At 32.1% G+C, this 22019-nt stretch carries 20 protein-coding genes and 2 tRNA genes; 19 read left to right on the forward strand and 3 right to left on the reverse strand.

From position 1 onward, the window contains the following. Positions 1–110: 110 nt before the first annotated feature. The 8 genes from Q0649_RS05220 (at position 111) to Q0649_RS05255 (ending at position 7996) form a co-directional block, all read left to right on the forward strand. Entirely contained in the window at positions 111–401 is a 291-nt protein-coding gene (locus tag Q0649_RS05220; protein ID WP_298838375.1) for a thiamine-binding protein, read from the forward strand. Continuing rightward, positions 373–1149 carry an ABC transporter permease gene (locus tag Q0649_RS05225; protein ID WP_298838378.1) on the forward strand — a complete coding sequence of 259 codons (777 nt, stop codon included), beginning with the start codon at positions 373–375 and terminating at the stop codon, positions 1147–1149. Before Q0649_RS05220 ends, Q0649_RS05225 begins: the two co-directional genes overlap by 29 nt. A gap of 39 nt (positions 1150–1188) precedes the next feature. Beyond that, a complete protein-coding gene (locus tag Q0649_RS05230) occupies positions 1189–2193 on the forward strand; it encodes an ABC transporter substrate-binding protein (protein ID WP_367179351.1) in 1005 nt (334 codons plus the stop codon). After that, positions 2174–2929 (forward strand): ABC transporter ATP-binding protein, encoded by a 756-nt coding sequence (locus Q0649_RS05235; RefSeq protein ID WP_298838381.1) that lies wholly within the window; start codon positions 2174–2176, stop codon positions 2927–2929. Before Q0649_RS05230 ends, Q0649_RS05235 begins: the two co-directional genes overlap by 20 nt. A gap of 127 nt (positions 2930–3056) precedes the next feature. Then, positions 3057–4199, forward strand: a complete 1143-nt coding sequence (locus tag Q0649_RS05240; protein ID WP_298838383.1) for a glycerate kinase — start codon at positions 3057–3059, stop codon at positions 4197–4199. A gap of 162 nt (positions 4200–4361) precedes the next feature. Next, a tRNA-Glu gene (locus Q0649_RS05245) sits at positions 4362–4436 on the forward strand. A gap of 12 nt (positions 4437–4448) precedes the next feature. Continuing rightward, positions 4449–4523: transfer RNA gene (locus Q0649_RS05250), tRNA-Gln, on the forward strand. 182 nt (positions 4524–4705) lie between these two features. After that, positions 4706–7996, forward strand: coding sequence for an SNF2 helicase associated domain-containing protein (locus tag Q0649_RS05255; RefSeq protein ID WP_298838386.1), 3291 nt, complete (start codon positions 4706–4708; stop codon positions 7994–7996). Between the two features lie 50 nt (positions 7997–8046). Here the strand turns inward: Q0649_RS05255 and Q0649_RS05260 are convergent, their stop codons facing one another. Both Q0649_RS05260 and Q0649_RS05265 read right to left on the reverse strand, forming a co-directional pair. Beyond that, the gene (locus tag Q0649_RS05260) at positions 8047–8871 is read right to left on the reverse strand and encodes an MBL fold metallo-hydrolase (protein ID WP_298838389.1); all 825 of its coding nucleotides are present in this window, start codon (positions 8869–8871) and stop codon (positions 8047–8049) included. A gap of 163 nt (positions 8872–9034) precedes the next feature. Continuing rightward, positions 9035–9388 carry a hypothetical protein gene (locus Q0649_RS05265; protein ID WP_298838392.1) on the reverse strand — a complete coding sequence of 118 codons (354 nt, stop codon included), beginning with the start codon at positions 9386–9388 and terminating at the stop codon, positions 9035–9037. 213 nt (positions 9389–9601) lie between these two features. On the opposite strand from Q0649_RS05265, the gene Q0649_RS05270 reads away from it, so the two are divergent. Beyond that, positions 9602–10360 (forward strand): exodeoxyribonuclease III, encoded by a 759-nt coding sequence (locus Q0649_RS05270; protein ID WP_298838395.1) that lies wholly within the window; start codon positions 9602–9604, stop codon positions 10358–10360. Between the two features lie 135 nt (positions 10361–10495). Continuing rightward, the gene (locus Q0649_RS05275) at positions 10496–11509 is read left to right on the forward strand and encodes a WG repeat-containing protein (RefSeq protein ID WP_298838397.1); all 1014 of its coding nucleotides are present in this window, start codon (positions 10496–10498) and stop codon (positions 11507–11509) included. Between the two features lie 86 nt (positions 11510–11595). On the opposite strand, the gene Q0649_RS05280 is transcribed toward Q0649_RS05275, so the two are convergent. Continuing rightward, positions 11596–12489, reverse strand: coding sequence for a LysR family transcriptional regulator (locus tag Q0649_RS05280; RefSeq protein WP_298838400.1), 894 nt, complete (start codon positions 12487–12489; stop codon positions 11596–11598). A gap of 433 nt (positions 12490–12922) precedes the next feature. Here Q0649_RS05280 and Q0649_RS05285 point away from each other — a divergent pair, with 433 nt between their 5' ends. Genes Q0649_RS05285 through Q0649_RS05325 form a run of 9 tightly spaced genes read left to right on the forward strand, consistent with a single transcriptional unit; the run spans position 12923 to position 21892 of the window. Beyond that, positions 12923–13720, forward strand: coding sequence for a CoB--CoM heterodisulfide reductase iron-sulfur subunit B family protein (locus Q0649_RS05285; RefSeq protein ID WP_367179352.1), 798 nt, complete (start codon positions 12923–12925; stop codon positions 13718–13720). Between the two features lie 19 nt (positions 13721–13739). Continuing rightward, positions 13740–14150 carry a 4Fe-4S dicluster domain-containing protein gene (locus Q0649_RS05290; RefSeq protein WP_298838403.1) on the forward strand — a complete coding sequence of 137 codons (411 nt, stop codon included), beginning with the start codon at positions 13740–13742 and terminating at the stop codon, positions 14148–14150. Positions 14151–14198: 48 nt separating this feature from the next. Beyond that, positions 14199–16184, forward strand: coding sequence for a CoB--CoM heterodisulfide reductase iron-sulfur subunit A family protein (locus Q0649_RS05295; protein WP_298838406.1), 1986 nt, complete (start codon positions 14199–14201; stop codon positions 16182–16184). Then, positions 16175–16639: a hydrogenase iron-sulfur subunit gene (locus Q0649_RS05300; protein WP_298838409.1), complete on the forward strand. Its 465-nt coding sequence runs from the start codon at positions 16175–16177 to the stop codon at positions 16637–16639. The genes Q0649_RS05295 and Q0649_RS05300 overlap by 10 nt, the downstream gene beginning before the upstream one ends. Continuing rightward, entirely contained in the window at positions 16627–17610 is a 984-nt protein-coding gene (locus Q0649_RS05305) for a 4Fe-4S dicluster domain-containing protein (RefSeq protein ID WP_298838412.1), read from the forward strand. Before Q0649_RS05300 ends, Q0649_RS05305 begins: the two co-directional genes overlap by 13 nt. Beyond that, on the forward strand, positions 17607–18641 hold the full coding sequence (locus Q0649_RS05310; RefSeq protein WP_367179353.1) for a 4Fe-4S dicluster domain-containing protein: 1035 nt from the start codon (positions 17607–17609) through the stop codon (positions 18639–18641). Before Q0649_RS05305 ends, Q0649_RS05310 begins: the two co-directional genes overlap by 4 nt. Position 18642: 1 nt before the next feature. Beyond that, a complete protein-coding gene (locus tag Q0649_RS05315; RefSeq protein ID WP_298838414.1) occupies positions 18643–19494 on the forward strand; it encodes an FAD/NAD(P)-binding protein in 852 nt (283 codons plus the stop codon). Between the two features lie 56 nt (positions 19495–19550). Continuing rightward, positions 19551–20231 carry a 4Fe-4S dicluster domain-containing protein gene (locus Q0649_RS05320; protein ID WP_298838417.1) on the forward strand — a complete coding sequence of 227 codons (681 nt, stop codon included), beginning with the start codon at positions 19551–19553 and terminating at the stop codon, positions 20229–20231. A 50-nt stretch (positions 20232–20281) separates the two neighbouring features. Then, positions 20282–21892 carry an FAD-dependent oxidoreductase gene (locus Q0649_RS05325; protein ID WP_298838420.1) on the forward strand — a complete coding sequence of 537 codons (1611 nt, stop codon included), beginning with the start codon at positions 20282–20284 and terminating at the stop codon, positions 21890–21892. Positions 21893–22019 lie beyond the last annotated feature (127 nt).

The raw sequence follows: 22019 nt of genomic DNA on the forward strand, positions 1-22019 counted from the left end.
CACGGTGGTGTGAGAGGTCGCTAAATAAACTAATTATTTAGCTCCTACTCGATTTGTCTTAACAAATATTAAATAAGGTTTTACAAAAAAATATACGAGGGGGAATTACCATGCCAGTTGTAAATGTAAGTCTTCAAGTTATTCCAGTTGTAACAGAGAATAGAATTTATCCAGTGGTGGATAAGGTTATAGAGTATATTAAGTCGCGAGGAGTGAAATATGAGGTAGGGCCAATGGAAACCACCATGGAGGGAGAATTAAGTCTACTGCTCGAAATCGTAGAGAAGGCTCAAGAAATTTGTGTAGCGAGTGGAGCATCTAGAGTACTATCTGTAGTGAAAATTGATTATAAGGCTGAAGGCGTGACAATGAATGAAAAAATATATAAATATAGAAAATAAGATTATACCTATAGTTTTTCAAATAGTAATTCTTTTGATATGGCAGGTAGCTGTAGACAAGTGGAAGGTTCCACAGTACATATTGCCTTCACCAAAAGACATTATTATTACTTTAGTTAATATATTACCAAACATTACTAGCCATATTTACACAACTTTATATGAGGCATTGATTGGGTTTACGATATCAATTGTGTTTGCATTAATTTTAGCTATACTAATGGATAATGTAAAACTTGTTAAAAAGTGTTTATATCCAATTATAGTAGTATCTCAAACTATTCCTATAATAGCCCTAGCGCCACTTTTTATAATATGGTTTGGTTTTGGGATAATGCCTAAGATAGTAGTTGTAGTGTTGGTATGCTTTTTTCCAATAGTTGTTAGTTTGATTGATGGATTAGAGTCTGTTGATAATGATATGGTAAACCTCCTAAAGACTATGGGAGCCAGCAAATTTCAAATCTTTACAATGGTGAAACTACCATCTTCTACCGTTAATTTTTTCTCAGGTCTTAGAATAGCTGCCACATATAGTATTATGGGTGCAGTTATTGGTGAATGGCTAGGAGGAGATAAAGGTCTTGGAGTATATATGATTAGAGCCAAAAATTCATATTCACTTGATAAAGTTTTTGCTGTAATAATAATTATAGTAATATTAAGCATGGCATTATTTGGACTTCTGTATTTACTACAATATATTTTAACTCCTTGGGCTCGAAATTCAAATGAAAACAATAGATAAAAATAAACGGTACATATTATTATATTTGGGGGTAAAGTTATGTTAAAAAAATCAATTGCTTTATTATTAGCGACTTCAATGGTCATAGTTATGTTTACGGGTTGTGGTGTTAAAAAAGATAATTCGAAAAAGGAGGTTACATTAAAAAAAATTACTGTTATTTTAGATTGGATACCAAACACCAACCATACGGGTTTATATGTTGCAAAAGATAAGGGATATTATAAAGAGCAAGGGCTTGATGTGGAAATTATTCAGCCAGCACAGGGAAGTACAACAAGCTTAATTGCTGCAGGTAAAGGAGATTTCGGTGTAAGCTATCAAGAAGATGTGACTTATGCAAGAACGGCTAAAGAGCCACTTCCAGTAAAAGCTATAGCTACAATTATTCAACATAATACATCTGGTTTTGCTGCACCTAAGGCAAAGAATATTAAATCACCTAAGGATTTTGAAGGGAAAACTTATGGGGGGTGGGGTTCGCCCTCTGAGTCTGCTATATTAAAAGCAATAATGGAAAAAGACAATGCTGATTTTTCAAAACTAAAGATAGTTGATGCAGGTACAGATGATTTCTTTGCTGTAACTAAGAAAAATATTGATTTTGAATGGATATTCTACGGTTGGACAGGTATAGAAGCTAAGCTCAAAAATATACCGATTGATTACATTGATATTGGTAAGTTAAATTCAGATTTAGATTACTATACGCCAGTAATTATAGCTAATGAAAATAAGCTAAAAAAGGATCCGGAAACAGTAAGAAAATTTTTAGCTGCAACTACAAAAGGGTATGAATATTGCATTGCAAACCCTGAAGAAAGTGCTAAAATATTAGTAAAAAATGCACCAGAGACAGATAAAAAATTAGCTCTTGAGAGTCAAAAATATATGAAGAATCAGTATAAAGCTGAATCTAAAAAATGGGGCGTAATGAAAACATCGGTTTGGGATAATTACACTAAATTCCTTTTGGACAGAAAGCTTATACCAAAAGATATGAAGGCGAGTGAGGCATTTACTAATGAGTACTTACCAAAATAATAATATAAAATTAGTTGTTAAAAATATAGAAAAAAATTTTGAATCTATGAATATAATAAAAAATGTTTCATTTTATGCAAATGAGAATGAATTTGTAAGCCTACTTGGACCAAGTGGAAGCGGTAAAAGTACCATTTTTAATATTATATCAGGTCTTATGATTCAAGATGCGGGCAGGATCATAATTGATGGTGAAGAATGCTCAAGTCGACTTAAAAAAGTAAGTTATATGCGCCAAAAGGACTTGCTTCTTCCATGGAAAAATATTATTGATAATGTAACTCTACCTCTTGTTATAAAAGGCAAAGCTAAAAGAGAGGCAAGGAAACAGGTCCTTGAATATTTTAAAGTTTTTGGACTTGTTGGTTTTGAATATAAATATCCTTTTCAGCTTTCAGGAGGGATGAGGCAAAGAGCCGCTTTGCTTAGAACATATATGGCATCATCGGATATTATGCTGTTAGATGAACCGTTTGGCGCATTAGATGCTATTACAAGGTCTAAAATGCATTCTTGGCTTCTAGATGTAATTAAGGAACTTAAAGCTACCATCATCTTTATAACACATGATATTGAAGAAGCCGTATTCTTATCTGATAGAATATATGTATTATCAGATAAACCAGCAACAATAAAAGCAGAAATAATAGTTGATTTGCCTAAAACTCGAACAAAAGATATAGTTACATCAGAAAAATTCAATGAAATAAAAAAAGAAATATTACTTGCATTATAAATAAGACACCTAACTTAAAACCTGTTAAGTTAGGTGTTTAATTTTAACATTATTAACAAATGTATGATAGTATAGATTAATACTTATTTATCTAATAAAAATATAAGTTAAGCTAGGAGAGATATTTATGAAACAAAATTTAGTTATTGTATTAGCACCGGATTCTTTTAAAGAAAGTATGACAGCAAAAGAAGTTTGCACAGCAATGGAAAAAGGAATAAAAAAAGCGAATAATAATATTACCTGTGTACACGTTCCAATGGCTGATGGAGGAGAAGGAACTATGCAGTCATTAGTAGATGCTACTAATGGAAAAGTATATTCTTTAAAAGTAGTTGGACCGCTTGGAAATATGGTAGAAGCACAATACGGCATTTTAGGACAAGGAGAAGTAGGCATATTAGAAATGGCTAGTGCCAGTGGAATACAGCTAATACCTGCAAGGCAAAGAAATCCTTTATTAACAACAACTTATGGTACTGGGCAGCTTATAAATGCTTGTTTAAATCATGGAGTAAAAAAAATATTAATAGGTATTGGTGGAAGTGCTTCAAATGATGGCGGAGCGGGAGTTGTACAAGCACTTGGTGGAAAATTATTAGATGATCAGGGGAATGAATTAGGTTTTGGTGGTGGAGAATTAGGAAAACTAAATAGCATTGATTTAAAGGATTTTGACCCTCGCTTAAAAGAAGTTGTAATTGAAGTAGCTTGTGATGTTAACAATCCACTTTGTGGAGAAAAAGGAGCTTCTAATGTATTTGGTCCACAAAAGGGAGCCACCAAAGAAATGATAGAAATATTAGATGATAATTTGAAACACTATGCAGATATAATAAAAAAACAATTTGGTAAAGATGTTATAGATGAAACAGGTGCTGGAGCAGCAGGAGGTCTCGGGGCTGGACTTTTGGCATTTTTAAATGGTACTTTGAAAAAAGGTATTGAAATGGTAATTGAATATACTGGATTAGAACAAAAAGTAAAAGATGCAGATATGGTTTGGACTGGAGAAGGAAGTATAGATTATCAAACTCAATATGGAAAAACTCCTTTTGGTGTTGCAGCAGTTGCTAGTAAACACAATAAGCCAGTGATTGCACTCGCCGGAAGGGTTGGAGAAGGCATAGATATATTGTATGAAAGTGGAATAGATTCAATATTTGGCATCATGCAAGGAGTAACTTCTATGGAGGAAGCTCTAGTTAATGGAAAGGAAAATGTTGAAAAAACATCTGAAAATATAATAAGACTTATGAACTTATTATAATTTGCTGAAATGGTATAAGCATAAGTTGAACAAAATAGTGATATTAATAATGTATAAAAAAGTATAAAATTATTTATTTTAAATATTTATTTGACATATGCTGCATTCCGAGGTATACTATATCTCGTAGTGCAAATAACTACTAGCGCAAATAGCTAATATGGCTCCTTGGTCAAGAGGTTAAGACGCCACCCTCTCACGGTGGATTCAGGGGTTCAATTCCCCTAGGAGTCACCATTTATTTTCTATTGGGGTGTAGCCAAGCGGTAAGGCACTAGACTCTGACTCTGGCATTCGCAGGTTCGAATCCTGCCACTCTAGCCAAAAATTTAATCAAATTAAGAATAATAGTTTTTTAATATGATGAATATAAGTAATCCTAGCATAAATTTATTTTGCTAGGATTATTTTTTATTTATTTAAAGATTGAAAATGATAATTTATCTGAAAATATTTTTTAGAAACACACATACACCAAGAACTAGAAAACTTGAGGGGTGAAATTTTTGAATGATAATATTGATGTTAATGAAGAGATAATACTAGAAAATACTGATAAAGAGACTTATATTGTCGGTAAAAATTATTATTTAAATAATAAAGTTAAGGACATAGATGTGGAAATAGAAGATATAGATAAACCAGAAGAAAATACACGGACTACCATAACTTCAAATGTAGAGTTACCAAATCTTGATTTATATAAAGTAGACGTTAGTTTTGATAATGTGGATTTATTTATAAACTATAATTGTGATTGCAATAAATATAGTTTTGGTTATTATGGACGAAGAAATATGTGCAAACATGTTGTGGCTACGTTATTAAAGTATGTTAATGAGAAAGAACAAATTATTAAAGTGAAGAAAATGATTAAAACAAATAATCTAATTAAACAAATTACTAATAGCATAAATGTAGCTCAAAGATCAAAAATATACTTAAATATAGAAATAAAATATGAGCACGAATCTAGAGGCGATAACACAAAATCATTTGTGAGCTTAAAGATTGGTGAGGAAAAGAAATACGTAGTTAAGAACATAAAAGAATTCTTAATTTGTTATAATAAAAGTTTTGAGCCTATGGAATTTGGGAAGAAATTTACATATGATCCGTGTTTGCATTCTTTTAAAGACGAAGATCTAAATATAATAGAGCTTTTTAAAGAAGCAGGTGAACTTCAATCTGTTGCAGGGTCAGCTAACACATATAAGAGTAATGCAGTAAAGTTTCTTTCAGGTAAAAAAGCTTTTTTTACAGATAGTATGATTAAAAGATTATTAAAGTACTTATACAATAGAGATTTAACTGTTGTTATAAAAGGTGAAACTTTTACTAATATACACATAGAAAAGGAACCTATGCCTCTAGAGTTTAATATAAATAGGCAAGAAAATAAATTTATACTAGAGCAGAAGGGTAATATGCCTATTTCATTAACTAGTGATGGTGAATTCTTTTTTTATGAAGGAAAGATATATGAGCCACCAGTTGCACAAAGAGATTCTTATATGCCCTTTTATAATAGATTTAACGATGAAAAAAATGGTTGCATAGAATTTTATGAAGAAGAGAAAGATGATGTAGCATCATTTGTACTTCCGACATTAAATAAAATAAGTAATAAAGTTGATATAAATATGTCACTTAAAAATGAATTTTATATAAAAGAACTTAAGCCAATTGTTTATTTTGAAAAGAAGTCTGAAAATGTTGAGGCTCTTTTAACTTTCAAATATGGAAATGTTGAAATAGACCCTTTTAATAGTAAAGATAACAAAACACAAGAGGGAAGAACACTTATAAGAGATATGGATAAAGAAATGAGTATTATAAATCAATTTGATCAAGCTGGGTTTGTTCGTACGAATAATAGTTTTGAAATGTTAGATGAGGAAAAACTTTTAGAGTTTTTGGTTTCAGGGCTCGCAAAGCTTCAGCAAATGGCAGAGGTTTATTATTCTGAGGAGTTTAAAAAAATTAGTGTTCATGGAAATTCTGGATATAAGTCAAATATTACACTTAATAAAGATAATCTATTAGAATTCAATTTTAGTATTGAAGGTGTAGATAATATTGAACTTAAGAATATTTTTGTTTCACTAAGAGAAAAGAGAAAGTATCATAGGCTTAAAAATGGAAGTTTTGTATTGCTAAATTCCAATAATTTACTGAAAGTTGCCCAAATGATAGAGTATCTAAATATAAAAGATAAAGATATTTCAAAAAATAAAATTCTACTTTCTAAATATAATGTTTTATACATAGAAGAAAAATTAAAACGAGAAAAAATAGATTTTGTTGATACAAATAAAAAATTTAAAGAGTTAGTTCATGATTTAAAAAATACAAAGGAATTGAAAGTAACAATTCCAAGTTCTTTAGATAATATAATGAGAGATTATCAAAAAGTTGGATTTAAATGGTTGAAAACTCTAGCAAAATGTGGGTTCGGAGGAATACTCGCTGACGAAATGGGTCTTGGAAAAACGCTACAAGCTATAGCATTTATTCAGTCTGAAGTGGAGGAGAATGATGAAAAACAACCAACACTAGTAATATGTCCAACTTCAGTTGTATATAATTGGAAGGATGAAATAGAAAAGTTTTCACCAACACTAAATTGTATAGTAATATCCGGGAATAAACGTCAGAGAGAAGAACAAAAACAAAACATAAAGGACTATGATGTGATTATAACATCGTATGCTCTTATAAGGCGAGACCTTGAGGAGTATAAAAAGATTCAATTTAGGTATTGTTTTTTAGATGAGGCCCAGTTTATTAAAAATTTTAATTCTCAAAATGCTGCGGCTGTAAAAAGTTTGAATGCCGTAGGCAGATTTGCACTTACGGGAACACCTATTGAAAATTCTCTTACTGAACTTTGGTCGATTTTTGATTTTATAATGCCAGGTTATATGTTAAATCATAGTGCTTTTTCAAAAAAATATGAAGCACCAATTGTGAAAGATGGAAATGCAAATGCCTTAAAGGAATTAAATAATCATGTAAAACCATTTATACTTAGGCGAACAAAGGTTGAAGTTGCAAAAGATTTACCAGCAAAAATAGAACATAGGATTTCAGTGGAAATGACACCGGCGCAGAAGAAGATCTATTTAGCTTATTTAAAGGATGCTAAAGGAGAACTAGAAGAAGACGTTAGGGAGAAAGGATTTAATAAAAGTAAGTTTAAAGTACTTTCAATATTAACAAGGCTAAGGCAGATATGTTGCGATCCATCTACTTTTATAGAAAATTATAATGGAGGTAGTGGCAAAATGGAAGCTTTAGATGAAATCTTGGATAATAGTTTAGAGCAAGGTCATAGAATATTAATATTTTCTCAATTTACAAGAGTGTTAAAGAATATTGCAAGTAGGTTAGATGATAAGGGGATAAACTATATGTATCTTGATGGTTCAATAAAAGCAGAAAAAAGAGTCAAAATGGTGAAGAGTTTTAATGAAGGTGAGTCTCAAATATTCTTAATTTCTCTAAAAGCTGGGGGGACTGGTATAAACCTCACAGGTGCAGATATGGTTATACACTTTGATCCATGGTGGAATCCGGCTGTAGAAGCACAAGCAACAGATAGAGCTCATAGAATTGGGCAGAAAAAAACAGTAGAGGTTATAAAATTAATAGCAAGAGGGACTATAGAAGAAAAAATATTTAAGCTTCAAGAAAAGAAAAAAGAAATTACTCAGAGTGTTATTAATGATGAAACAGGAGCAGAATTGTTCTTATCACAGATGAATCAAAATGATATTGAAGATTTATTTCTTTGAAAAGCAGGTATAGACCTAAGGTTTGGGTTCTATGCTTGCTTTTATGTTATTTAAAATTTTACAGTTTGTCCTACATCGATAATTTTTATACTTCCATCATTTATTCTTTTTAATGTATTAATAGTATCATCATCCTTATCTTGAGCTAAAATATAAGTTTTATAATGAATAGGTATCATTATTTTAGTTTTTGTCATTTTAAACATTTCAAAGCTTTGCTCTGGGGAGCAGTGCATCTTTTGAAATTCATCAGGTTTATAGCAGCCTACAGGCATAATAGCTACATCTGATACTAAACCTTTATATGCATCAGTGAGAGCTGTGTCACCGGCAAAAAAGACCTTTTTAAGGCATCTTTCAATTAAGTAGGAGTTGCTTTCAGCTTTAGCGCCCCAAGGATATCGTCTTCCATCATGATTTGCTTTTAGTGCCTTTATTTTTATGTATCTATCACAATACGATTCATTATGTTTTAGAAGTACTATATTTTTAAAACCTAAAATTTTTAAAGAAATTTTTAAATTTTCAGGAGCAATGACAATAGCACTTTTATTTATTTTCCTAAGAGTTGAATAATTCATATGATCCATATGACCATGAGAAAGAAGTAGGTAATCAATATTAATGGACGCTAAATTTAAAGATGGTTTAACTAACCTTCTTAGTTCACCAAGATTTAAACTAGTTACTGGATCAGTTACTATAATTTTATCATTTAAATTAATAACTACAGTAGCATGGCCTACCCAATGAATAGAATTTTTTACTATAGGCTCATATAATGGAGTTTTTATTGGATTAAAATACAACTTAAAGTTTCTATAATGTAACTTATACATATATTCAATTATTTTAGCTAATCTAGCAAATATCATTTTATACCTCTTACTTTTATATTTATTTTATAGTAAATAACTATATTTTTATTATACCATAACATTGCATAGGCCTTATAGTCAGTTAAAACATTACAAATCCAAATAAATAAGCAAAAGGGCTATTACTTTAAATAATAAAGTAATATCCCTTTCTGAAAGGTTAATAATCAAAGGTTGCATTAGTAGTTATTTCCATGCCGTCATTATTTGTATTTGAATTATCTTTGAACTTTTCTGCTTGTTTAGAGTTTTCTTTAAATTCTTCATAGAGATTAGAATCTTCTTTAATAGTTTCAGTTTGTCTAGGTTTTTCTCCCCAATTAACTTTAATTGTAAAATCACCATAATTTTTATTACTATCAAGTTCGAATTGGTAATCTAAATTTTCATCATCTGGTATGTTAACAAGATGTCCATCTATTTTGAGTTTACCTTTGAACAATTTTATAATTTCATCCTTTAAAAAGAAGTAAAATTCTTCTTTGTTTCCATTATATTTTTCTCTATAATCCATGAATAACACCACCTTTCACTATAATAGTATTCTTATTTAATCATAAGGGTGATAGTAATTATATAAATTTAAAGAAAAAACACAAATAATTTTATATTACTTAAGAGTATGTTATATTTATATTAGAAAATTCACATGTTAGATAAAAATTAGTAAACAATAATTATATAGCTAGTTATTTATATAAAATAATTTTACAAGGAAGGTGTTTTTATGAAAATTTGTTCGTGGAATGTAAATGGCATAAGAGCCATAAAAAATAAAGGATTTATTGAATGGATAACAATTGAGCAGCCAGAAGTTTTATGTTTGCAAGAAACAAAAATCCAAGAAGACCAAATAAGTGATGAACTTAAGAATGTAGAAGGATATTATTCATATTTTTGTTGTGCGCAGAAAAAAGGTTATAGTGGAGTTGCTATATACACTAAGCAAAAACCAATATCGGTTATACGTGGGATTGGAATAGAAAAATTCGACAATGAGGGTAGGGTATTAATAGCTGAATTCGAAAATTTTACACTTTTCAATATATATTTTCCTAATGGTCAGAAAGATGAGGATAGATTAAGTTATAAAATGGAATTCTATGATGAATTATTATCTTACTGTGAAAGTTTAAGGAAAAAAGGAAAAAAATTAATTATTTGTGGAGATTATAATACCGCTCATAATGTTATTGATCTTAAAAATCCAAAGGCAAATGAAAAATATTCAGGATTTTTACCTATAGAGAGGGAATGGATGGATAAATTTATATCTTACGGTTATGTGGATACTTTCAGATATCTTCATCCAGAAGAAGTAAAATATTCTTGGTGGAGTTATAGATTTAAGGCTAGAGAAAAAAATGCAGGGTGGCGTCTTGACTATTTTTTTATAACAAAGGATTTAATAGGCGAACTTAAGGAAGCTTCTATTTTAAATGATGTAGTGGGATCAGATCATTGCCCTGTAAACATTATTTTATAGTAATATTTAAAAACCTACATATAAAGTAGTGATATCTAATTACTTATTTAAACCAGTTCAGTGTATAATGATATTGTATTTAGTTTATATATAATTTTTGAACTGGTTTTCAAGAAGTGAAAGGAAGGTTTATTTATGAACAATGAGAACAATTTATATCCAGTGAAATTTAGGAAAAGATATGGGTATATAGATATTAAAGGCAATGTAGTTATAGAAAACAAATTTAATTATGCTTTGGAGTTTGAGGGGGACTTAGCAATAGCTAGTATAGATGATAAGTATGGTTTTATAAATAGGATTGGAGAGTTTGTAATAGAGCCTAAATATGATGAAGTTATGCCATTTAATGAGGGGCTTGCTGCAATTAAATTAGGAGATAAAAATGGATATATTAATTTAAGTGGCAAACTAGTAGTTGAACCTAAATACGAGGAAGCTAATTTCTTTGTTGAAGGTAGAGCTGCAGTAAAGAGTGGTTATATGTGGGGATACATAGATAATGAAGGCATGGAAATAATACCACCAAAATATTTGGATGCTAATGATTTTAGTGACGGATTGGCCACAGTGCAAATAGGCGGTAAGATAGCATATATAGATAAGGCAGGCAAAGTTATAATAGATGCAGTTTATGATTATGCTAATGAATTTATTAGTGGAATAGCATGCGTTTGTGCTAAGGGAAAGTATGGGTATATAGACAAAGATGGAGAAATAATTATACCACTTAGATATAATGTTTGCTCTGAATTTAATGAAGGATTAGCACCGATTGAAATAAGAGAGAAATACGGATATATAGATTGTACAGGAGAGATTATTATAAAACCTAAATTTGAGTGGGCTGACAAATTTTATGGAGGCATAGCTGTAATTTGTGAAAATGAAAAATATGGTTGTATCGATAAAAATGGAAACATCACAATACCAACAAAATTTGAGGATATAGATATTATGAGTGAGGGTTTAATAGCTGCTCAAATAGGGGATTTATGGGGTTACATAGATTGCCAAGGTGAAATAATTATAGAACCAATTTTTGAAGAAGCTTATGAATTTACTGATGGAATTGCAAGGGTTGAAATAGGTAAAAGAATTGGATATATCAATAAATTAGGAAAGTACATTTGGGAATTACAATCTTAGGTTTTAGATTAACTGGTAGCCACAAAATAGAAAAAAATTCTATTTTGTGGTATTTTTTATCTGATTTGGTGTGTATTTATGTTAACTTAATCTAAATTCTTAGAATCGGTTACTGGGTTTGCATTTAAAAAATCTATAAATGTTTTTGCAACAGCGGATAAACAACAATTTTTTCTCCAAACGAGAGCAATTTTTATAGGAATAGTAGTTTTTAATGGGATTTTTGTTATTTTATCATTATCCTCAACAATTTCCTTTAACAAAAAAGATATTCCAACTCCATTTATAACAAGTCCCTTAATGGTTTCTAAATGATTTGAGGATAAAATTATATTAGGTTGTACATGTTTTTCATTAAAAGATTCTAATATTTTTTCCCTTATGTAGAAGCCTTCTTTTAGTAGGATAATAGGTTCGTTTTTAATATCTTCAAATGTAATAGTTGATTTTTTCCTTAGCGGATGTTCTTTTTTTAAACAAACTAAAAGTTCACTATTTAAAATAGGCAAGGAAGTTAGTATCTTATTATGGGAGTCACCTATAATAAGACCTAAATCTAAGTCTCCCTTTTCTATCATTTGTCTTGTTTCAATAGATCCATATTCTGTAATATTAAGTTTGATATTTGGGTATAATTGTTTAAATTTAATAAATACTATAGGAAATATAAAGGTACCAATCATTGGGGGAACGCCTATTGTAAGTATGCCCTTTTTAAGATCTTGATAATCCTTCATTTCGGTAGTGGCGGTATCCACTAGTTTTAAAATCTCGTCGACTCTCTTTAAAAAAACTTTTCCTTCAACTGTGGGGAAAAGTTGCTTTTTAGATCTGTCAAAGAGTACACAGGCCAGTTCGTTTTCTAAGTTTTTAATGGAATTGGTAACAGAAGGTTGAGTTACGTAAAGTTTTTTTGCAGCTTGTGTAATACTATTTAACTGACAAACCATCTGAAAATACTGTAATTGTCTTAATTCCATAACTTATCCTCCTAATTATAAATTTTAGCTATGATATTATAGTTAAAATTTATATTTTTTAATTATAATGAAAAGTGTTATAATTTTAACAAAAAAAATATATCGCAGTATATAATATTAAAAAGATAAAAAATACTTATTTGTTGATAAATGTAGATATATCCCATAAATCAAGATAAAAGATACTTTGATATAGTGAATTTATAAGATAGATCTTTATAATAGACAAATACTATTATATCATAGTTTAATGGTATTTTAAATTTAGAATAATACATGTTATAATTTTAACAAGAAGTTAAGTGAAACTTCATCATTTTTACGAGATAAACGTTAACAAATAATATAGACATTTTTTAATAACTACTATTTAAAAATTAATAAATTGAAGGGAGGTGCAAGTCTAGACTTATAGATCTATTTGAAAGTCTAGATGAAAAATATGAAGTATAGTTATTATCCAGGTTGTACGTTAAAGACGAAAGCTCAGGAATTAGAAAAGTATGCACTAGATTCTGCTAAAGTTTTGGGGTTTGAATTAGAAGAGCAAAATGAGTGGCAATGTTGTGGTGCGGTATATCCTATGGCCACTGATGAAATAGCTAGTAAATTATCCGCAGTGCGCAGCCTAGCAGCGGCAAGAGATAAGGGTGAAAAGCTAGTCACTTTATGTGCAGCATGTCATCACGTAATTAAAAGAGTAAATGAAGATATGAAGACCAAAGATGACATAAAATCCAAGGTTAACAATTATTTGGACTTGCCAAAAGAATACGAGGGGGAGACACAAGTTCTTCACTATCTAGAGGTACTTAGAGATGAAATCGGATTTGATGAACTAGCTAAAAAAGTTACAAATCCTCTTACTAATCGTAAAATTGGTGCATATTATGGTTGTTTGCTTCTTCGACCAAGTAGTACCATGAATTTTGATGATCCAGAAAACCCTTCTATTATAGAAGATTTTATAACAGCAATAGGAGGTATTCCAGTTATATATCCATATAGAACTGAGTGTTGTGGAGGGTACCTTTGTTTAGAACAGAAGGATCTTGTAAACAAAATGACAAATACTATAATACAATCAGCTGTAAAAAATGGTGCAGAAGAAATTGTTACGGCATGTCCTCTTTGTAAATATAACCTAGAAATTAGTAATGATGGGGCTAAACATAAACTAGCTATTACCTATTTCACAGAACTTTTAGCAGAAGCTTTAGGTGTTAAATAAGATAGGAGGAGATAGTGTAATGAAAAGAGTGAAAATATATTCTGGTAAAAGATCAAAAGAATTAGAGCAAATTTTACAAATTAGTGGGCAGAGGATACAAGATTGCATCCAGTGTGGAAAATGTTCAGCAAGTTGTCCTGCAAGCGAAGGTATGGATATTTTACCTCATCAAATTATAAGATTACTTCAGACAGGGGAATTAGACAAGGTTATGGAGAGTAAAACGATTTGGTCTTGTGCATCATGTTTCACATGTTCTGAACGTTGTCCTAGGAGTATAGATATTGCAAACGTTTTAGAGGCAGTGAGACTTATAGTTATTAGGAGATCAGGCGCGAATAGAATAAAAGCAGAAGAAATTGTTAAAAAAATAGATGATAAAATGCCACAACAAGCAATAGTAAGCGTATTTAGAAAATACAATAAATAATTTTTACATTAAAATAATGATACCGTTATTTTTAAAGGAGGAATCAAATTGCAGAAAATTGGAGTTTTTGTTTGTTGGTGTGGAAGTAATATAGCAGCTACTGTAGACATTGATAAAGTCATAAAAGAAGCACAAAAAATGCCTGGAGTTGTATATGCTAAAGACTATCAATATATGTGTTCCGAAGTAGGTCAAAATTTGATCAAAAATGCGATAAAAGATAAAAAATTAGATAGAGTTGTGGTAGCATCATGTTCACCTAGAATGCATGAGGCAACATTTAGAAAAGCGGCTAAGGCAGCAGGTTTAAACCCATATTTATTAGAAGTTGCTAATATTCGAGAACATTGTTCTTGGATTCATAAGGATAAAGAGATTGGGACACCTAAAGCCATAGCTCTTGTTAGGGCAGCAGTAGCTAAAGCTACATTAAATAATGAACTAACACCAGGTCAAATAGATGTAACGAAAAGGGCACTTGTTATTGGTGGAGGAATAGCTGGAATTCAAACGGCTCTTGATATTGCTGAGGCTGGTTATCAAGTTGATATCATTGAGAAGTCACCAAGTATAGGTGGTAAGATGTCTCAACTTGATAAGACATTCCCAACGCTCGATTGTTCTGCCTGTATTTTGACACCCAAAATGGTAGATGCCGCATCTCATGAAAATATAACATTATATACATACAGTGAACTTGAGTCAGTTAAAGGATATGTGGGAAACTTTGAAGCAACCATTAACCAAAAGGCACGAAGTATAAATATGGATAAGTGTACCGGTTGTGGTGTCTGTACTGAAAAATGCCCTTCGAAAAAAGCTAAAAGTGAGTTTAATGAAGGATTAAGAAACAGAGGGGCTATTTATATGCCTTTCGCTCAGGCGGTGCCAAATGTACCTGTTATAGATAGAGAACATTGTATCAAGTTTAAAACAGGAAAATGTGGGATTTGCGAAAAAGTATGTACAGCGGGAGCTGTTGACTTTTCTCAGGTTGATACTAAAATAACAAAACAATATGGTGCTATAGTGGTATCCACAGGGTATGATATTATAAGTTTAGATAAATTTGGGGAATATCAATATGGTCAGCACCCTGATGTAATAACATCTCTTGAATTTGAGAGATTAACAAATGCTGCAGGTCCAACAGCAGGTCATCTATTATGTCCATCTGATCAAAGAGTACCTAAAAAAGTAGTGTTTATACAATGCGTGGGATCAAGGGACAATACTTTAAGAGGTAAACCTTATTGTTCGAAAATTTGTTGTATGTACACAGCAAAACATGCAATGCTACTTAAGGATCATTATCCTGATATGGAAGCCTATGTTTTTTATATTGATGTTCGTACACCAGGAAAAAACTTTGAAGAGTTCCAGAGAAGAGCCGTTGAAGAATATGGTGTTCATTATATTAAAGGAATGGTTGGTAAAGTTTTTCCAAATGGAGAGAATCTTCAAGTTAATGCTATTGATGCTGCTACTGGAGAGACAGTTCAAATTGATGCAGATATGGTAGTGCTCGCTGCGGCAACTAAGGCCAAAGATGATGCAACTACAATTAAAAGAATATTAGGCATAAGTACAGATACAAATAATTTTTTCACAGAGGCTCATCCAAAACTTCGTCCTGTTGAAACTCATTCTGCAGGAATATTTCTAGCAGGAGCATGTCAAGGACCAAAGGATATACCAGAGACAGTAGCGCAAGCAAGTGCTGCAGCAGCAAAGGTAATTGGCGTATTAAGTAAGGATAAATTGGTTAACAATCCTTGCGTTTCAGAAGTAGATGAATCCATTTGTAGTGGATGCCTTGCGTGTACTAAAATATGTCCATATGATGCAATCTCATCAAAAACAATTGAGGTAAAAGAGAATGGAAATGTAGTTACTAAAATAGTTGCAAGTGTAAATGAAGCGCTTTGTCAAGGGTGTGGAGGATGTACTGTAGCTTGTCGTCCTGGTGCCATTGATCTTAAAGGATTTACTAATAAACAGATTTTAGCGGAGGTGGATGCAATATGTCGATAGAAGCCGAAAAAATCGAGGGGATAGATAAAAGTGAATTTGAACCCTTAATTGTAGCTTTTTGTTGTAACTGGTGTAGTTATGCAGGAGCAGATTTAGCGGGGACAAGCAGATTAGCTTATCCTGCCAATGTTAAAATTATTAGAGTTCCATGCTCATGTAGAGTAAGTGAAAACTTTATACTCCGTGCATTCCAACATGGGGCTGACGGTGTAGTAATTGCCGGTTGTCATCCAGGGGATTGCCATTATACAATTGGAAATTATCATACAAGACGTCGTTTTTCAATTTTGACAAATTTGCTTGTATTTATGGGGATAGAAAAAGAACGTTTTAGAGTGGATTGGATTTCAGCAGCCGAGGGACAAAAATTTTCAAGTGTTATGAATGACGTATTAGAGAAAGTTCATAAACTTGGCCCTAATAGAAAGTTGAGGGATGAAAGATGGATAAGATAACACAAAAAATAAGAGAAACTGCAAAATTAGCCCTAGAAAATGGGGAAGTAGAAAAGATTATAGGTTGGGAAAAGGGAGATACATTTGATGATTCTTATCCCGTATTTATTACAGATGTCGATAAAGTAGATTCTTTAGTATGGGATTGTTTCTGCGTTAATAATTTAAGTAAATATTTACTTAACGAATTAAAAGATAATAAAAAAGTAGGTATATTTTTAAAAGGATGCGATTCACTAGGATTTAATCAACTTATAAATGATAACAGGGTAGATCGAAGCAAGGTTGTTGTTTATGGAATAGGTTGCCCCGGTATGATCGATCCTGAAAAAGTGAAAAAAGAAGGATTAGATAAAGGCCTTTTAAGTGTTAAAAGATCTGTGGATGAAATTATATTTGTGAAAAATGATGGCGAAAAAAAGGGTGCCTCAAAGGAATTTGAATATGATAAATGCATTAGATGTAGACGACCTAATCCTGTAGTTTATGATCAGATGATGTCAGATGCGGTAATTAGAGAAGTAGATCCACTAGAACGATTTAAAGAAGTTGAAAAACTTGAAGCTCTAACTGATGAGGAACGATCTGATTTTTGGGCTGCTCAATTTTCAAAATGCATAAGATGTAATGCTTGTCGTAATATATGTCCTGCATGTAGTTGCGTAAAATGCATTTTTGACAACGATAAGGTTGATGTATCTGGTAAAGCAAATGTAGAAAGCGAAGAGCAGTTTTATCATATTATTAGGGCTTATCATGTTGGTGGTCGTTGCGTGGACTGTGGAGAATGTAGCAGAGTATGTCCAGCAAATATACCGCTTTACCTCTTGAACAGTAAAATAATGAAAGATATAAATGAACTTTATGGTGAATATGATGCGGGAGTAGATCCAACGAAACAAGCCCCAATCGGAATGTTTAAACTGGATGATAGTGATTCATTTACATCACACGGAGGTGGGAAAAAATGATGAAAAAAATATTAAAGAATAAGTTTTCTGATCTTTTTAGTAAAATTGATGAATCTTATGAACTGTTTTTGCCTATTGAAGTGGATGAGAAAGTTAACTTTGATATGTGGAAACAAGGAGATACGGTGAATATAGAAAAATTAAAAACTAATATTTCACCAAAAAGTTTTATTTTCCCCCAAAGTGAAACCTACTTAAAGTTTAAGAGAGACGGAAAGAAACTTGAACTAGATAATGTAGGAGGAAAAAAAGAGGAGTATGTATTATTTGGAGTAAGGCATTGTGATGCAAGGAGCTTTAAGTTACTTGATAATGTATTTCTAAGTGATCCCGTAGATACTTTATACGAAGAAAGGCGAGAAAAAGGGACTATCGTTTCTATGGCCTGTTTTAATCCTTCTGAAACTTGTTTTTGTAGTTCGTTTGGAATTAAGCCACAAACAACCGCGCATGAAGTAGATGTTAACACATGGGATATTGGGGATAGCATACTTTGGAATCCAGAAACTCAAAAGGGTGAAAATTTAACAAAGAAATTAAAGGATTTTTTAGAAGATGCTACTGAGCAGGACAAAAGCAAATTAAATGTATTACAAGAGGAAACAAATGATAAATTAAAAGAGCTTCCTTTGGTAAACCTAGACCCTAAAAAAATAAAGGGAGAGCTTAATGAGTTATTTGAATCTGAAATTTGGGGAGAACTCAGTCAGCGATGCTTAGGATGTGGTTCATGTACTTATGTATGTCCTACTTGTCATTGTTATGATATTTCTGACTTTAAAGGTGATACATCTGGAGAAAGATTTCGTTGCTGGGATTCATGTATGTTCTCGGATTTTACGCTTATGGCACATGGGAATATCAGAAAAACTCAAAAGGAAAGATTCAGGCAGCGTTTCATGCATAAGCTTGTTTATTATCCCAATAATAATGAGGGTGTATATGGATGCGTTGGATGTGGAAGGTGCATTGAAAAATGTCCAGTTCATTTGGATATTGTTAAAGTAATTAAAAAGTTGGGTGGTGAATAAAATGAGCTGTACTTGTAATGAACATGGACATGTAAATCCTTTAATGCCAGAAATAGCTGAGATAATAGATGTTAGAAAAGACACACATGATGTAACTACTTTTAGAGTTACAAAGCCTGGTGGTGGAAAACCATTTGAACATATGCCAGGTCAATGTGCAATGATTTCAGTTCCTCCACTTGGAGAAGCTATTTTCTCAATCACTTCTTCTCCAACACAAAAGGATTATATGGAGTTTAGTGTAAAAAGATGTGGTGTGGTTACAGAATATCTACATGGTTTAGAGGTAGGGAGTGAAATCGGAATAAGAGGACCCTATGGGAATAATTTTCCTGTTGATGATGAACTCAAAGGAAAGGACCTTCTTTTCATCGGTGGAGGAATTGGGTTAGCACCTATTCGTTCTGTTATAAACTATGTGATGGACAATAGAGAAAATTATGGAAAGGTAGATATTTTATATGGATCAAGATCACCTGAAGATCTTGTCTTTCAAAAGGACATTTTTGAAAACTGGCCATCTAGGCCCAATACAGAGGTTCATTTAACTGTTGATAGAGAAGAAAAGGGATGGGAAGGACATGTAGGATTTGTACCATCTTACGTTAAAGAAATTGGATTTAGTACTGATAAAGTAGCTTTGTTATGTGGTCCACCTATCATGATTAAATATACTCTTCAAACGCTTATGGAAATAGGATTTAAAAAGGATCAGGTATATACAACATTAGAATTAAAAATGAAATGTGGCATAGGCAAATGTGGGCGTTGTAATATTGGAGATAAGTACGTGTGCAAAGATGGTCCAGTATTTAGATGCGACGAAATAGATGAACTTCCTGATGAATATTAATAATAAATCGGTTCAAAACATCCCATTAGATATTTGGGATAAAGGAGGCATATAAAATGTCCAGCAAAGAAATGGTAGAAATATATATATTAAATAAAAAATATACTGTACCTTCAAGCCTTACAATTATGGATTCAATGGAATATGCAGGGTACAAATTAGTAAGAGGATGTGGATGTAGGGGCGGCTTTTGCGGTGCTTGTTCCACAATATATAGAATTAAAGGCAAGAATGAATTAAAGGTATGTTTAGCATGTCAAACTAAGGTTGAAGATGGTATGTATCTTACTCAATTACCATTTTTTCCTGGAGACAAAAGAACTTATGATATGAACGAACTCACGCCAACAGCTGATACAATGATGAAGCTTTATCCGGAAATATATAGCTGTATTGGTTGTAATTCATGTACTAAAGGGTGCCCACAAGGTCTTAATGTTATGCAGTATATTGCCAGTGCTCAAAGAGGAGATATTGAGAAATGTGCTCATGAGTCTTTTGATTGTGTTATGTGCGGAATCTGTGCTTCTAGGTGCCCAGCAGGCATAACTCATTATCAAGTAGCGATGCTTGCTCGAAGACTTACAGGAAAATACATTGCACCTGAAACAGAAGATTTGACAAATAGGGTAAAAGAGATTCAAGAAGGAACGTATGATGATTCAATGAAAGAATTAATGATTAAAAGTATAGATGAATTAAAGGAATTATACAATACAAGAGATATTACAAAGTAAAGAGCACCAAAAAATCTCATAAAATATAGATTTGTAAGGGAGGTATTTTAATGTATACAGCAGAAATGAGGGTGCTAATAAAGAAGGTAGAGTCCACACGGGAGCAAAGACTAGGAGTTCAGTTTCCAAGGATGAGTGCTAAGGAAAAGGAAGATATATTAAAGGAAAATTATCCGGATTATAAGGAAGATGAGTTCAAAAATCTAAGGGTTGGACCGAGCAAAGGATCTAAGGTTCCATTACAACTTGCAGAACTTATTGAAGCTAAAAGTAGACTTGAAAATTTAGATATGGATTTGACTAAAGTTGATTATGATGTAGATGTTTTGATAATAGGTGGAGGAGGAGCTGGAGCCTCAGCAGCTCTAGAAGCCCACAAAACAGGAGCCAATGTATTGATTACCACAAAATTACGTTTTGGTGATGCCAATACGATGATGGCTGAAGGTGGAATACAGGCTGCAGATAAGCCAGATGATTCTCCTGCAAAACATTACATGGATGTAATGGGAGGTGGACATTTTACCAATAAAAAAGAACTTGTTAATGCTCTTGTAATGGATGCTCCAGGAGCAATAAAATGGTTGAATGAACTTGGGGTAATGTTTGATAAAGAAAAAGATGGTACAATGGTCACTACCCACGGAGGTGGAACATCAAGAAAAAGAATGCATGCTGCTGCCGACTATTCAGGAGCTGAAATAATGCGTGTCCTTAGGGATGAAGTTATTAACAAAGGTATCGAAGTGGTAGAATTCTCACCCGCTGTGGAGATAATCCTAGACAAAGATGGTAAGGCTGCTGGAGCTGTATTATTTAATATAGAAACAGAGGAATATCTAATAGCAAGAGCTAAAACTGTTATTATAACAACAGGAGGCGCTGGACGACTTCATTATCAAGGTTTTCCTACAACAAACCATTATGGCGCTACAGCGGACGGGTTAATCCTAGGATATAGAGCAGGAGCTGAACTCATTTTTGCAGATGCTGTGCAGTATCACCCTACAGGAGTAGCATATCCTCCACAAATTTTTGGAGCACTTGTTACGGAGAAGGTTCGTAGTTTAGGGGCGACACCTCTAAATATTGATGGTGAGCAATTTACTTATCATCTTGAAACCAGGGATGTAGAAACATCTGCATTAATTAGAGAATGTCATATAAGGAATAAAGGTATTGATACAGCTGCAGGGGAAAAAGGCATATGGCTAGATACTCCTTTAATAGAATTAATTAATGGCGAAGGAACAATTGAAAAGAGACTTCCAGCAATGCTCAGAATGTACCAAAAATTTGGTATTGATATGAGAATAGATCCAATTCTCGTATATCCAACACTACATTATCAAAATGGAGGACTTTTAATTGATGAAAATGGTCAAACTAAGGTAGAAAACCTTTATGTGGCAGGAGAAGCCTCAGGGGGAATCCACGGTAGTAACAGGTTAATGGGTAATTCACTATTAGATATTATTGTTTTTGGACGTAGAGCAGGGTCACATGCAGGCGAAAATTGTAAAAATGTTAATGTGAAAGAACTTAGTCTTGATCATGTTAAAAAATACCACAAGAGTCTTTGCGAAAACGGCATAGTCACAGACAAAATTTCTCCTATGTTGTTACCACATTATACTCATGGAAGAGAAAATAACAAATAATACTATATAGGCAGAGTTTTACTAAGCCTCTGAGTATTTATTTTTATAAAACTATATATAATATAACTTGAAAGGTGATGATATAAAGAAAATAGATTATTGCTTGGAAAATAAAAAAAATGGAAGG

It is taken from the genome of uncultured Clostridium sp., from assembly GCF_937920395.1.
Lineage (GTDB): Bacteria > Bacillota > Clostridia > Clostridiales > Clostridiaceae > Clostridium_AD.